The sequence below is a fragment of the Candidatus Poribacteria bacterium genome (assembly GCA_021295715.1).
Taxonomy (GTDB): domain Bacteria; phylum Poribacteria; class WGA-4E; order WGA-4E; family WGA-3G; genus WGA-3G.
Genome location: JAGWBV010000074.1, coordinates 1 through 14,769, shown reverse-complemented (window position 1 = coordinate 14,769; position 14,769 = coordinate 1). Strand labels below are relative to the sequence as shown.

12 protein-coding genes are annotated in these 14,769 nt (G+C 49.6%); 8 read left to right on the top strand and 4 right to left on the bottom strand.

Annotated features, from left to right (window positions below; genetic code table 11):
* Window positions 1–147 precede the first annotated feature (147 nt).
* The gene (locus tag J4G07_17065; protein MCE2415698.1) at window positions 148–2,427 is read left to right on the top strand and encodes a DUF89 family protein; all 2,280 of its coding nucleotides are present in this window, start codon (window positions 148–150) and stop codon (window positions 2,425–2,427) included.
* Here the strand turns inward: J4G07_17065 and J4G07_17060 are convergent.
* The gene (locus J4G07_17060; protein ID MCE2415697.1) at window positions 2,424–3,764 is read right to left on the bottom strand and encodes a phenylacetate--CoA ligase family protein; all 1,341 of its coding nucleotides are present in this window, start codon (window positions 3,762–3,764) and stop codon (window positions 2,424–2,426) included. The two genes, J4G07_17065 and J4G07_17060, sit on opposite strands and share 4 nt — an antisense overlap.
* 128 nt (window positions 3,765–3,892) lie before the next feature.
* On the bottom strand, window positions 3,893–5,368 hold the full coding sequence (locus J4G07_17055) for a sulfatase-like hydrolase/transferase (GenBank protein MCE2415696.1): 1,476 nt from the start codon (window positions 5,366–5,368) through the stop codon (window positions 3,893–3,895).
* Between the two features lie 188 nt (window positions 5,369–5,556).
* On the opposite strand from J4G07_17055, the gene J4G07_17050 reads away from it, so the two are divergent.
* From J4G07_17050 to J4G07_17040, 3 genes are all read left to right on the top strand, one after another.
* Window positions 5,557–5,838 carry a hypothetical protein gene (locus J4G07_17050; protein MCE2415695.1) on the top strand — a complete coding sequence of 94 codons (282 nt, stop codon included), beginning with the start codon at window positions 5,557–5,559 and terminating at the stop codon, window positions 5,836–5,838.
* Window positions 5,839–6,110: 272 nt separating this feature from the next.
* Complete coding sequence (locus J4G07_17045) at window positions 6,111–7,106, top strand: molybdopterin-dependent oxidoreductase (GenBank protein ID MCE2415694.1); 996 nt, start codon at window positions 6,111–6,113, stop codon at window positions 7,104–7,106.
* Between the two features lie 35 nt (window positions 7,107–7,141).
* Window positions 7,142–8,332, top strand: a complete 1,191-nt coding sequence (locus tag J4G07_17040) for an MFS transporter (GenBank protein ID MCE2415693.1) — start codon at window positions 7,142–7,144, stop codon at window positions 8,330–8,332.
* Here J4G07_17040 and J4G07_17035 read toward each other — a convergent pair.
* Window positions 8,313–9,443, bottom strand: coding sequence for a muconate cycloisomerase (locus J4G07_17035; GenBank protein MCE2415692.1), 1,131 nt, complete (start codon window positions 9,441–9,443; stop codon window positions 8,313–8,315). The two genes, J4G07_17040 and J4G07_17035, sit on opposite strands and share 20 nt — an antisense overlap.
* A gap of 328 nt (window positions 9,444–9,771) precedes the next feature.
* Between J4G07_17035 and J4G07_17030 the strand changes: the two genes are divergently transcribed.
* The 4 genes from J4G07_17030 to J4G07_17015 all read left to right on the top strand — a co-directional run bounded on the left by J4G07_17030 (window position 9,772) and on the right by J4G07_17015 (window position 13,017).
* Window positions 9,772–10,038, top strand: coding sequence for a hypothetical protein (locus J4G07_17030; GenBank protein ID MCE2415691.1), 267 nt, complete (start codon window positions 9,772–9,774; stop codon window positions 10,036–10,038).
* Window positions 10,039–10,041: 3 nt separating this feature from the next.
* Window positions 10,042–11,085: a sugar kinase gene (locus J4G07_17025; GenBank protein MCE2415690.1), complete on the top strand. Its 1,044-nt coding sequence runs from the start codon at window positions 10,042–10,044 to the stop codon at window positions 11,083–11,085.
* Between the two features lie 12 nt (window positions 11,086–11,097).
* Complete coding sequence (locus J4G07_17020; GenBank protein ID MCE2415689.1) at window positions 11,098–12,090, top strand: hypothetical protein; 993 nt, start codon at window positions 11,098–11,100, stop codon at window positions 12,088–12,090.
* Window positions 12,091–12,186: 96 nt separating this feature from the next.
* Window positions 12,187–13,017 (top strand): hypothetical protein, encoded by an 831-nt coding sequence (locus J4G07_17015; protein MCE2415688.1) that lies wholly within the window; start codon window positions 12,187–12,189, stop codon window positions 13,015–13,017.
* A gap of 81 nt (window positions 13,018–13,098) precedes the next feature.
* Here J4G07_17015 and J4G07_17010 read toward each other — a convergent pair whose 3' ends face one another.
* The gene (locus tag J4G07_17010) at window positions 13,099–14,226 is read right to left on the bottom strand and encodes a DNA adenine methylase (protein ID MCE2415687.1); all 1,128 of its coding nucleotides are present in this window, start codon (window positions 14,224–14,226) and stop codon (window positions 13,099–13,101) included.
* Window positions 14,227–14,769: the final 543 nt, after the last annotated feature.

The following is a 14,769-nucleotide window of genomic DNA, read 5'->3' as shown; positions in this document are numbered from 1 at the left end:
TAAATGAAAACACATTTTCTTAAAAACCTCCTCGGTTGCCCATTAGAAGAAACGCTCGCGGCGATTCCAGCGGATACCGACGCATTTGAAAGTTTCCTCAATACACTTCCGACTGATTCCTTTGAAAACGAGCTCACGCCGCAGTGGGTGGTGCTTGCGGCGGGGAAAGGCACTCGTATTGACCCCACAGGACGCTTGAGCAAAACACTCGACATCACTTTTGGTGCGCAGAACACCCTTCAATGCTCACGGCGTTACCTACCCGGCACTCGTCCCGATATTGTTGTCATTAACCCGCAGATGGCATCGCGTATTGAGAAAAACGGATCTCCCGCACAGTTGCTGGGTCCTAATGCTATTCCATGTATCCAAGCAGAAATGAACGGCACAGGGGGTGCGCTACAAGCGGCACTGCCAACGCTTCAAGCGTCCGACGCGGAATGGATCGGAGTGGCGTTCGGAGATGAACCGTTTTTGGATCGCGAGATTTTCGCACAGACGCTGCTCTCCCACTTCATTTCTGGCGCAGATGTCACGCTCTGTGGTAAGATCCCTGAAACGGTCGTGGATAAGGGGGGACTCTTTTTCGATGCGGATGGACAACTCATCGGCACCAAAGAGTGGTATGACATGACAGCGGCGGAAAAACAGGAGATGTGGGACCGGTGGCATCGCGGTGAAGCATACACCAATACGGGGATCACACTGATTCGGAAAAGCGCACTCATAGAACGGATACATCGGTTGCAACCGCATACCAACCGAAACGGTGAACTCCATCACGTTGACCTGATTCGACACTGTTATGAAGATGGATTGAAAACGAACGCTTTTATCTACCGCCGGGAAGTGCTGTCAGGTGTTAACCGATGGTCGAATGTTCTATCGGGTGAAGCAGCACTGTTTGCAGAAACTCGGGAATCTCTCGCGGGAAAAGGCGTTCGCGTTGACCCAGCAGCACAGATAACGTTGGACAGCGAAGACATTGAGATCGGGACGGCGTGCTATCTCCTCGGCAGGGTGCATCTCGGCGAAAAGGTTCGGATCGGGGATTATTGTCGGCTTGAAAACGTCACACTGCTCGGCGCGACAACGGTCGGAGATGTGGTTGGACTACAGAACGTCACCGCAAACGATACGACGTTTGAAGCGAATCTGATACCCGAAAGGTTAGCAGCACCTGTCCGGGGGCTTGCCACGGGAAGCACGATAGAGGATAGCACTTTCGATGCGGTAAGCGTGGGGAAGAATGTCCAACTTTCAAGCGTCGTGGCGCGTGGGTCGGTGATCCCCTCTGACATCATTTTGTCGCATCGGACACTCGGCGTTCCGCCAGCGCAATCCCCGCCTGCAGTGCCAAAGCCTCTTTTCGAGCAGATTGTAACAGCTGGATATATCCCAGGGGTTTTCACCTTCGGTGAGAAAAAAGAGATGCCAGATTGGGAGTACCTGCGACAACATGTTCAGTCCCATAGTGCGACAGAATTGATCCCGCGTGCGACGCGGAACCCGAAATTGCAACAAGCCGCGTGCGATGCTGTAGAAACGCTCTTGGATCTTCGACGCGCCACTGGCGATTATCTCATTGAATCCCTGACACCAGAAGAACTCTGGGGCAGTGTCTTCGAGATGGTTACGCTTTACACAGGCAATCCGAATCCCTACCACCACGATAAACTGAAAGCCCGACAGACAGCACTCGCGCTCCTCCCTGAGTTTTGGAAAGACAATTGGTTGACCCGTTTGAAATTGGTCGTTGCAGGCAATATTATTGATTACAGTAGTGAACGGGTCGTCAAAAAACTGAATGCCAATCCTGACTACTTTTCTGAATCGTTACGTGCGGCGGTTGACACTTCTTTTTCTATCGACTGTTATGAAGTATTCTGCGAAAAAGTGATTGACACGGCACCTCAGCAGATCCTTTGGCTTGCCGATAACGATGGAGAAGTGATTTTCGACATCGCCTTCATTCAAGACCTCATTGAATGCGGACACCGTATCACGATAGTTGGGAAGGTGGACAACGCCAGTAATGACGTAACATTAGCAGATTTACGGGAGATCATAAACCTACCACAGTTCCGGGAACTCCAGACGGCGGTGCAGGAAGGTGTTGTAAAACTCATGTCGTCAGGTGCACAGACGATCGGAACGAATCTCTATCAGGGAACTCCTGAATTTTTCAACGCGCTGTTGGAGGTAGACCTCGTTATTTCAAAAGGACAAGGGAACTTTTTTACAACACCCGGTTGGGCAAAGGACACATTTTACTTACTCCTTTCCAAAGGTGTAACGGCGGAGCGGAGCACGGGTGTTATCGCGGATCGGAATTTATTGATTGACGGGCTTATTCTATCTTACGTCCCAGGTGGGACAAAACGGGTTGTGCCGCTTCGGGAACTTTGTGGCAACGGCAATTTTTAATCGTTCCTGCCTACACCCACTTTTGAAATTGTGAATTCCCGTTTACCTGAAGCAGGCAGTGGAATCTCTTCTACAAGTTTTACCGTGACAATGACATCAGCACCGAGAGCACCTTGAATCTTCTGAACCATGTATCGACGCGCGGCTTCTGTCCACTGTGTGTTAATAACCACCTTTAAGACACAGCGTTTAACGGTTTCTTGGATGAGTTGGAACTGGTCCACGCCAATGACGTTATAGAATTGTTGCGTGAAATAACCCGCGTGTATCAATGTTCCAGTTCGTGTTCGGAAGGTAGCCGTGCTACGTCCGAGCAGTTCTGCCAAAACAGGCAACTGGTTTCCACAAGAACATGCCTCATCGGAGAGACGACCGATGTCTCCAATTCGATACCGAATAAACGGCATGGCGTAATTATTGAGTTGTGTAATTAGGATGTCGCCCGATATAGTGTATGGATTGGGACTGTCTATTTCAAGATAGAGGTCGCGGCAGTTGATATGCATACGTCCGGCGGCACATTCCATAGCGATCAATCCGACTTCTCGTCCGCCGTAGCGGTTATAAATCTTCGTCCCGAAAACGGTCTCTGCTAAGGATCGGTAGTGCGCATGTAGCATTTCCGCTGAAGTGATAATCCCTTTTAAATTCCATTTCGGTACCAAACCGCTTTCAAAAAGAAATGCCGCGAATTGGTAAAGCGATGAAGGGTAAGCCAGAATTGTTTGTGGGTGGGATCTATCCATTTGCTGAAACGCTGTTCGCATCTTTAGGTCTGTGAGATGAAAACCGTTAAGCCAATAGTGATTCCGCCAGAAATTGTTCAACTGGTACTTCCAATGCCCATTGCCTTCCAAGTCTTCAAGCGCACCCCAGATAATCAATTGAGGTGTGCCAAAATCCCAGCCTGCCCACCGATCAAAATAATAGACGCTCAAATTCCGTTGATTCCAATAGCTTCTGTCCTGATAGAAGGTCAGTGGTGTGCCGGTTGAGCCTCCTGTAGCGTTTTTGATCCGGTGCTTCTGCGGCACGGCTTCAGAACAGAGACGCTTCAATTGCTCACGAATGTCCTTTTTTTCAAGTGGCGGAATTTGAGATATATCTGGGGATTCTACTTTGAGCAAATCACGGTAGTAGGGTGTTGTCTGGTAGGCATGTCGAAGGAGTTTTTCTAATTGTTCTTTCTGGAAGGCTAAAATGTCTGCGCGCGGCGCGTTGAAGAATGCAGCTGTTCTTGAAAGTCGCGAACGGTAACTCATCCCTTTGCGATATGTATTATAGGTGTGCCACGCCATCTTCGATATGAACTTTTTGGTAGTGGAACGGATTGACATATTTTTTTACAATGTTCTTGGGCATCGTTCTTCTATTCTCACTGCAAAGCAGTGGAAACTCTTTCTTCGGAAACCCACTTAAAGGGAGTTTCTTCTTCTGATGTAAGCACCCCAGCAGGATGCTATGTCTATAGCGGATCAATATGTGGTGAATATCCTGACGGGAACTGATCACTCACGGAACGACCATCTTGAAAAAGTTGACCAGCATCTGGATTTTCAGGCTCGACCGGCGGTGGAAAGTCGCGCCACTTATTGCCGTCCAATGGAAGCGCGTAGCCATCTTCTCGGAACCATTCAATTAAGCGTTGTCGATAGGTGTTGAGAATTCCACTGTATGCGGGATTACCGGCAAGACTTCGGTCATCAATTTCTCCCGACAGCCGTCTAAAGAGCCACTCCTTTCGATCCGCGGCAGAATAAATATATTTGTATTCCTCCGTCAAGAGCATATAGAGTCCTGTGCCTTCCTCTCCCAATTGTCCGACAATTGCATCTCGCTGTGTATTCCCAGAGGCGATATCGGCAAGATCAGTCCCGCTTCGATCTGCTGGTAGCGGTAGATCTGCTGCGCCGAGACATGTGGGAAGGACATCCACCAGACTCGTCGGTGTGTCGCACTGTGCGTTTGCGGTGAAACGTTCAGGATAGCGGACAAGTAGCGGAATCCGAGCGGCTGCGTCCAAGAAGGAACGTTTTCCGTAGCAGTCGTAGTCGCCGAGTAATTCACCGTGGTCGGACGTGTACAAGATGAGCGTGTTATCCAATTCGTTTTCCGATTCGAGGTAGGCAAGGATGCGTCCAACCTGATAGTCGATGAAAGAGATCGCAGCGTAATACGCCGCTCGCATTGTCCGAAGAAGGTTCATATCTCGACCTTGGTCTCGGTACTTATACCGATTTTGATGTCGGTTCCAGTAGGTATGTAGATGCTCATAGTCGGCGGGAAGGAACGGCAGCGGCATTTCGACGGTGCGGTAAAGTCGGTTCCACGGCACCGGAGATTCAAACGGCGGATGTGGTTTGATGAAGCTGCTCCAACAGAGAAACGGACGATCCTTATCGCGTCCGGAGAAGAATTCCAGTGTTTTATCACCGACCCACTGTGTATGGTGTAAACGGGCAGGCAATTGCGAGGGTTGTGGGATGTAGTAGTATTCACTCCGTTCACCGTGTGGCGCAACGATATGGTCATAGCCGTTCTCATTCAGAAACTCGGTGAAATCATCAGGACCCGGACCTTCTTCGGAATAGTCTCGTGTTTCGAACCCCCACATCTTGCGTCCCTGCGGCGAAAAGTGCATTTTACCGATACCATGCGTTTGGTAACCTGCTTCATTGAGCATCTCCATCACCGAGACGCGGTCCTGCGGCATGGCTGAATTGTGTGTACATCCGGTTTCGTGTGCCCATTGACCGAGCAGGAAACTACAACGAGAGGCTACACACACAGGAGATGGGCAATATGTTGACGTAAAACTTGTTCCCTCCCGAACGATGCGATTGAGTCCTGGCGTCTGAATGATCGGATTTCCAAGCGCACCGACCGTATCAAAACGTTGCTGGTCTGTCATGAGAAAGATGATATTCGGTTGTTTTGGCATGAAGGGTTCCGATCCTTTAACTTAAAAAAGGCTTGGGTTCGTAGGAGAAATCATAGGGAAAGCATAGCATTTTTCCAAAGAAAATGCAACCTATCAACTTGACATTGAAACATAGAAATGATATTATTTTACATAAGGGGTCTAAAAGGACAACGCAGGGTAGGAAAACATTCTTGAGGATTAATCAGATGGCTTATAGCGACTTTACCTTAGAGTCAGTAGTGACAACGTTTCAATTAGAAAGGATTGAAGTCGACAACATCTTTTCAGAAACAGAACCTGTGGTACCGAGCAGCCACCTTACCAGCGCGTTGGCGAGAAACGTGTCGTTAGCGGTCGCTATAGGAACAGAGAAAGGGGGATCCTTTCAAGCATGGTCTCCCAAAAAGCGTAAAGAAAAGGTCGACACACATGGAAATCCGTCCCCCGGTGTAAAATGCAAAAATGGTATGAAAACAGAAAACTTCTGAACACCTTCATCGCTTTGATGTGTGTCAGTTTTATCGCTTACTTTTTCTTTCACTGGAAATGGGGGCTACCCTTGTTCCTGTGCGGCGGCACAGCAATCATGGTGAGAGGGGTCGTAAAAATTACGATGCGAATGCGCAGGAGAAAAAGGCACAAGGAACATTAGAAAGACGCAATCCAAAGCGCGGGGACTGAAACGAAGTGGGAGGCGGATTTGAGGGACGCGCGTAAAAATCCAAACGCACGTTGTTTCTCCGCAAGGAAAAATTAAAATATGAGAAGACGAACGTTCATAAAACTGAGTGCGATGAGTGCTGCAGGGATGGTCTTGCCCCTTCAACTGGAAGGGGACACCGCAGCAATGCCATCGCTTAAACCGAGCACACTGATAACCCCGAATGCCGATTTCTACATCCTACAGATCGGCGATCCTGCTGAACTTGATGCAGCAGCGTGGCGATTGATAATCACCGGTCTCACCGACAAACGGATACCACCGCTGCGACTTGAAGAGATCACAGCGATGGAGTCTGTCACTGCGATGCGAACCTTAAAATGTATCGGGGACCCAATCGGCACAGAACAGATGAGCAATGCGGTATGGAAAGGCATTCGATTGCGCGATCTGCTTGAGAAAGTCGGACCTACATCCGAAGTCAAAGTGGTTGTTTTTCGGTGTGCAGACGGCTACCATACAGCGATTCCTCTGGAAGACGCGATGCGCGACGAGACACTTCTCGCTTATGAAATGAACGATGAACCGCTACCGACTGAGCACGGCTTCCCTGTCCGACTGCTTAACCCTGGTCATTACGGCACGAAAAATCCGAAATGGATCATCAACATCCAGTTGGCGAAGGAACATGAAAGTTACTGGGAGAAACGGGGTTGGGATCCGATTGCGAATGTGAAACTCGCCACAATGATTGGAACACCGGCTGAAGGCGAAGAAATTCTTGGCGGCACGGTCTACACCGTCAGCGGGGCAGCGTTCGATGCAGGCAACCACGGCGGCATCAAGAAGGTAGAGGTGAGTATCGACTACGGACAGACATGGGAAGAGGCGGAAATTTGGGCGAAAGATACCCCACTGGCGTGGGTGCTTTGGAAATGGAATTGGCACGTTCCTGAGAAGTCGGGGTTTCCCGTTGAAATTTATGCAAGAGCCACCGGCAACAGTGGTGTGACCCAAGACGAAATCGGGATCGAAGTAGAACCGGTTGGCGCGACAGGCTATCATATGATTGACGCCGAGATTGTGATGCCATAACATTTGTAGGAGGGGTTTTCAACTCCGATGCCTTGATGCGCCTAAAACCGATCCAGTTGCTCACTGTTTATCTGCCAGTCCTACTGATTGACCTCTCCTTTAGCAGTATTCTAACCAATACCTCTTTTTATACCAGTCATTTAGGACTCTCCACAACGTTCCTCGGTGTGTTGATGGCAGTAAGCACAGGGTGTTTTGCGGTGCTCGCGATCCCACTCGGTAGACTCTCGGATCGGATAGAACGTCGGTATATCCTTTACACGGCGTGCCTGATACTTGGAGCCGTCAGTATAGGACTCGCCTTTTGTCGAAACAGCGGACATCTGATGAGCATCTTCCCCGGAATTGGTGTAAGCATGGCACTCTTCTTTCCGGCTTACGAGGCGTGGCTCGCTGAACGAGAAGGTGAAGGCGAATTAATCCACCGAATTATGCTCTTCAATCTATTCTGGAGCATCGGCATGACTGTGGGTCCGGCGTTGTCGAGTTATCTGTACGGCAGTGCGAATCCATTCAGACCTTTCTATCTCGCCGGTATTTTCGCGCTACTCACCTTCGTGACGATTTGGGCTTCTCGTATTACCAAATCCGACACATCCAATCTATCCGTCCACACCGATGCGTCCGACCCAGAATCACCTGAGATACTGTATCCACGCCTACCCGTTCGGATGACTTATCTCCATTTGGCTCGATGCGCGAATTTTGTCTCGTGGTTCTCGCTGGGTGTGCTCCGCCAACTCGCGCCAAAACTCACATTGGAGATGGGAATACGCCCGACAATATACGGAAATCTGATGTTGACACTCGGTGGTGTTAAAACACTGGCGTTCGTTGTCCTTGGGACCGGGTACTCGACGCGGTGGCATTATCGTTTTAGCCCGTTACTGATTGTTCAACTGCTGGCAATTCTGAGTTTCCTCGGAATAGGATTGACGCAACATATTATTCTCTGGGCTTTTGCATTTGCGATTATCGGTGTGTCTGTAGCGTTTACTTACTTTAGTAGCCTCTACTACGGGCTTGATCGGCATGCGGATAAAGGAAATAAAAGCGGATGGCACGAAGCCATATTAGGGGGCGGGATCCTGTTAGGTCCGTTCCTTGGAGGTATCTCGGCGGACTCATCATTAGGCGTTCACAGTCCTTACCTGCTCTGCGCAGTGGCAATCGCTATCGCGATTCTCATAGAAATATTTATTCTTCTTAAGAACTCTCCACGTTAAGCAAATTCGCTTTAATGTAGTCTTCATCAGGCGTAACACCGAGACCGGGACCGTTCGGGACCGTGACAACGTGGTCGTGGATGTGGACATTGCTCACTGCCAGGGTTTCCAGAAATGCAGGGGCATTGAGCTCGGCAGGGAGAACAAGATCCAACGTTGAAAAGAGATGGACGCTCGCGATGAACCCGATTCCGGCTTCTGTTAATCCACTACCGAGGAGTTCGAGTGAATTGGCTTCAGCGATAGGCACGCTCTTAAGACATTCGTTTAACCCTCCGGATTTACACACTTTCAAAACGACAGCATCCGCACATTCCAAACGTGCAATCTTCGCCAAATCGAAGTAGGTGAAGCACCCTTCGTCAATAGCGATCGGGATTGAGGCATCTTCTCGGACTCGCTTCATACCGAACCAATCTTGACTTGCGACGGGTTGTTCCATACAGTAAATCTCACGGATATCTGCGACCCGTTTCAGCAATTCAAGGGCATTCGATGGCGTGTAAGACTGGTTCGCGTCAATCCAGAGTTTGGCATCGGGTGCGGCTTCATTCACTGCGCGCAGGCGATCTTCATCATCCGCAGGCGTTCCAGCAACCTTCACTTTGAAACAGGAACATGGAGATAGAGCCTGCGCCTTCAATCCCATTATCTCTGGCGTATCAATACTCAACGCATAACAGAGCGGTAGGGTATCGTGGCGTTTCCCGCCGAAGAGGGTATGGAGTGGGATGTCAAGGATTCTTCCTCGGAGGTCGTGTAAAGCGATATCCACGGCGGCTTTTGCGAACGGGTGTCCGTTGCTAACGGCAGGTTTCAATGCCTGATAAATGGACGCATGGATTTGGTTGAGGTTTAGCGGGTTGCAGCCGAGCAGCAATGGGGCGATGTGATGTTGGATCGTGGTTGTGATGGACTCGGTGGTTTCGTAGCTCCATGAAGGGAGCGCGCGTTGTTCACCCCAACCGACGTAGCCATCGTCTGTTGTGATCTTGACGAAAACATGGTCGCCTGCGGATCCCGGATCACCGACGAAACCGGTCCCGATATTAAAGATGTCTGTCATGCCGACAGCAGTCGGATAAACGTCTACATGGGCTATTTTGGACATGTGTGAATGGTTACTCCGTTATCTGTAGGACGGAACTCCGATTTCTGACCGTTATTCCTATGTTGACTGATCTGAGATACTAACATCGGTATTTTAGCACACACCTCAGCAATTTATCAAACATAGATTGGCTATCAGTGGTCAGCCGTCAGCAAGAGAAATACTCATCACTGAAGGTTTCCGAACGCCAATATTGTCGGAATTCGGAAATCCCTCCTACAAAGAGGCTACCGACTATCAGGCATAGAATTTCCGTTGACATGTTCACGACTATCCGCTATAGTAATATGAACACCGATCCCTCTATGTCATCATAAGGAAACTATGCATGCTATTTATAATTTTTGTGATTTTTACACCGATTGTCGTTTGGTTCGTTTTGCACTTTATGTCCAAGCGGAAAGCCGCCGAAGAAGTGCCTGAACCCGGAGCATTGATGGAAATCTGCGCGATCTGCCAAAACGAATTTACGATGAACGAATTGCTTGAAAAAGAGGTCGGTGGATACGGCAGAGTCTACTGTTTCTGTGGACAATGTATTGAAAATCTCTCTAATGAATATCAGGACAAAACAGACACCATAACAGGAGAATGAGTTATGTACGATTTAGTTACGTTTGGGGAAGCGATGATCCGACTCACTGCCCCGGAATATATGCGCCTTGAGCAGGCGACATCGCTCTCAATGACAGCGGGTGGTGCAGAGATGAACGTCGCTGTGAACGCCGCACAACTCGGATTGCGAACGGCATGGGTCTCACGACTTGTAGACAACTGGTCGGGTCGCTATATTTGTAACAAAGGGCGCGAACTCGGTGTGGATATGTCAAACATCATCTGGGTCGATTTCGATGGCGTCGGATTGGAGCGCAACGGATTTTATCACCTTGAGTTAGGCGCGGGACCGCGTGCAAGCAGCGTCACTTATGATCGCGGATATTCAGCGATTTCTAAAGTACAACCTGGGGAGATTGATTGGGCATCTATTTTCAGCAACGCCCGTTGGTTCCATCTCAGTGGGATTACGCCTGCCTTGTCGGAATCTGCGGCGGCTGTCTCGGCAGAAGCACTCAAAGCAGCACGCGCTGCGGGGGTCAAAACGAGTTACGACCTGAACTTCCGATCGAAACTCTGGAGTGCAGAGGAAGCGCAAGCGGCGAACCGACCGATGATTGAGCATGTTTCTGTTCTCATCGGGAATGAAGAGGATTTTGAGAAATCGCTCGGTTTCGCGGCAGAAGGGGCGACCGAGTCGTATAGCAGTCTTGAACCTGAGAGTTACAAGGCGGTCGCAGAACGGGTCAAGGACGCTTTTCCAAACGTTGAAATGATCGGCACGACGTTGCGTGATGCCAAAACGGGTTGGTTGAACGATTGGCGGACACTCCTGTTTGATGGTGAAGAATTTTATCTGTCACGTATCTATGAGGATTTAGAGTTGGTAGACCGGGTCGGCGGCGGCGATAGTTTCTCATCGGGACTCATCTTTAGCCTCCTGAACGGCAAATCACCGCAGGAAGCCGTCGATTTCGCGGGTGGATATTCCGCCTTAGCGCATACGTTCCCTGGTGACTTCAACTGGGCGACAGCCGAAGAGGCAGAAAAAGCGATGGAGGCGGGGAGCGTGCGTATCAGTCGCTAAACAGAAAAAACTATGACAAAAATTCTTCTTTCTCCTATTTTTGAAAATACCGAATTCGATACTGCGGAGCGTCTGGCGGCGTTGGCAGATTTGCAGAAACTTGGTGAGTTGAGTATCCACCCACGGGAATTTACCGCGGAACATGCTGATGGTGTTATTGGAGTGATCGCAGGGGGAGTGCCTTTCCATGAAAGCTTCTACCAAGCGGCAGAATCACTCCGAATCATTGCGCGTTGGGGTGTGGGATATGAAACCGTTAACGTTGATTTGGCAACAGAGTATGGTGTCATTGTCACAATTGCTCCTGAACACATGGTGACCGTCGCTGAATATGCGATTGCACAGTGGTTCGCGACCATGAAGCGGGTCTATACGCTAAACAACGCCTCCCATAACGGGAATTTCGGACTCATCAAAACCCATGAGGTGATGGGTTCTACACTCGGTTTGTACGGCTTTGGTCGGATTGGGCAAGAGGTCGCGCGTCGGGCGCGTTCACTTCTCGGTGAACAGGGAAGACTTTTGGTGTATGATATTCGTCCGGATATCGCTGAACTCGCCGCGGAATTTGGGGCAGAGGCTGTTGATACACCACTGACCCTCTTCCAAGAGAGCGATACTGTATCTTTGCACCTATCGGGGGCGGATACTGTTGTCGGTTATGAGGAATTCTGTGCGATGAAACCGCATGCGTCTCTCATCAACCCGTCGCGTGGAAACCTTGTTGACGATGCAGCCGCCAACCGCGCTGTCAGTGAGAACCGACTCTGGTATTATGTCGTGGATGATCCGGTTAACGGACCTCGAGCGATTCACAAAGACCATCCGCGCATTATCTGTACGAATCACAACGCCGGCATGACTGTTGAATCTGGCATTCGGCTGGATCTTTGCACAATTAAACAGGTTACGGATGCGATTCAAGGGCGCGTGCCAGCGCATGTTCTTAACCCGGGAGTCTTGGAACATCCGAGAGTTAAGGCATTTCGTGAGAATCCTATATAATACTGTTAAGAAGGACTGTCGGTTTAGAGTCAATACATCGGAAAATTGCCATCTCGCGACGCCAGATAAGGTTGATTTGCAATCAGGGGATAAATTATGTCATTCAATATGCAGATGCTTACGTCTGTGATCGCCGCGTCGTCGGAGCCAGAGACGCATGCGTCTCCCACGAATCCGATCTTGCTCGCTCACCGCGGTTTGGCACGGCACGCGCCCGAGAACACTTTACCCAGTTTTGCCGCCGCTATCGAGTTGGGTTTGTCGATCGAGGTGGATGTCTATCAGACACGTGACGAACACTTGGTTGTCATTCACGATGGGACTGTAGACCGCACGACCAACGGCACCGGCGAAGTCATCAAAATGGCGTTGGACGACATCCGCAAACTGGATGCCGGAAGTTGGTTCGATCCGCGTTTCACTGGCGAGAAGGTGCCGACATTGGAAGAAGTGTTCAAACTCATTCGCGAGCGTCAACGAACACCATTGACTATCGCATTGAATATGAAAGTCATTTCGCCGGGAATTGAGAAGAACATCGTGAGTCTCGTCGAAAAGTATGAGCTGTTCGATCAACTCTTCGCCTTCGGTCAGTCCAGCGATTCAAGTCGTCGCTTCAAACAAGCCAACCCGAAGCTACGCACCACGGTGTATCTAAATGATAGTGAAGCCGATCATTTCACCGCAACTCTGCGTGATCCGTTGGCAGATTGCCTGTGGGTGCGATTTATTCCAAACGTGAAATTGATGGATCAGGCGCGTAAACTCGGTAAGCAAGTCTGGCTCGCCTTGCACATCGGTGAAAACCGACCAGACACCTGGGACAAAGCCCGCACCAACAAAGTAGACGGTATTTGTACCGATTGGCCGCTGGAGTGCAGTATACATTGGCATCTCGTTGCGGAAGTTGAAAGCGATGAACGTTAGGCACGCCAAACAAACTCGCGAGCGGATCGCGTAATCGTTACGACTTGCTCTCTTGCGGAGTGCAATATGGCAAGAGAGGGTTCAAATGAGGAACCCGTTTTTCTCAAGAAGGAAGAGGAATTCACGGTTCGACGCGTCAGCAGCGTTCACCCACTCGTCTGTCCATCGCATGCCTGCCATGATGTTCTTTTTGTAGTCAAGTTCGAGAACAGTGAGAAGTTTTCCGTTGCTTTGCATAACTTCGTTGAGTTGTTGCGCAGTCGCGCGACCGCCGGAGCTATAAGAGAGCAGAATCCAGCGGGCTTGTGTCTCTTGGATTAACTTCGCAATGGCGTGGACAGCGATGAATTGTCCATCATCGTTACGCCGAAATTCCTCGAATATAGAAGCGGCGAGGGGATCTGATGTATCCTTTCGCCTTTTTGCTTTGCCGAAAAGGGTGGGTTTATCGAAGAGCACAACGCTTTTCCAGAGGTGGTAATATGCGGCATATCTGACACGGGACGGCGGCATCTTTTCGTTTTTTGAACCGTAAGGCGGATCAAAGTAGGCGAGGTCAACGGAGACACGCGGCACGAGTTCAAAGATGTCGGTTTGGTGGACCTGGTGATCACCTTCTGACCTGAAGACTTCCGGCACTTTAAGCACTAATTCTTTATAGGAACGGGGTGCCCACGCTTTGAGATACGCGGAAAAATGACCGAGCGTGCTATCAACACGGTCGAGTGCGAGGATCAGGCTCGTGAGTGCGACTGCTTTTTCGATCGGATCAAGTTTAAGGGTTTCGATTTCCTGTCGGATCGCATCTAATTTACGGGTGTTGTGGTGTTGCCACGGTTTTTTGAGTCCATCTTCCTGAATTGCGCAGCCGCTGTTGGCGTGTCCGCCGTAATGTTCTGTGAACCAGCCGTCAACAGGTGGCAGTGCGTTCAGGTGATTGATGAGCGGTTGATATGCTTCTTTCGGTTTTGTGTTGAGAAGATAGCAGATGCCGAAGACTTTCGACCACGGGGCAGCATCGTTGCAGATAACAGTGTAGCCGAGTTTGGCGAGTGCCTGCGAGACTCGGGTTGTGCCTGAGAACCCATCCAGTATTGTCTTGGCATTGACCTTTTTGACGAGTTCCAAGACGTGTGGGATCAGTTTCAGCTTGGAGCCGATGTATTTGATGCTCTGTGTGGGAGTGGGGTGGAGAGAAGTGTGTGGCATGGGTTTATGCTGATGGTGTGTTTCGTCTGAATCTCGGATTGACGCGGATTTTACAGGTTTCACGGATTTTGGGATTTTCTATATAACCCAAGTTGTCGTTCACAAATTTTGAAGGTTTTTCTCGCACGCTCACCACCCCAGCGGGGTGCTATGTCTATAATGAATGGCAACTTGCGTTAGTATAGAGTTGGGGTTCAACCCAACATACACGCTATATGCTGTTCAAGTTCAAGATCTGTTTCTTGTGCGATGATGAGTCTATCATCTTCTAATCTAAAAATAGGCATTGTTTCTCCTAAAGGATAATGGAATAACCGTAAAGCCCAGGAACCCTGTAAAACACATAGCACTCCTACGGAGTACCAGAATTTCACCGTCCTATTTTCTTTAGACATAGCACACCTACGGCGTGCGGGAATCCAACCAAAATATAGTGTTTTAAAGGATTATTTCCCGGTGCGGTTGGAAACCGCACCATAGGTGTCAATTTAGTAGGAATAAGTATGTTTTTGGTGTAAAACAGAAATACCTCTTGTATAATGT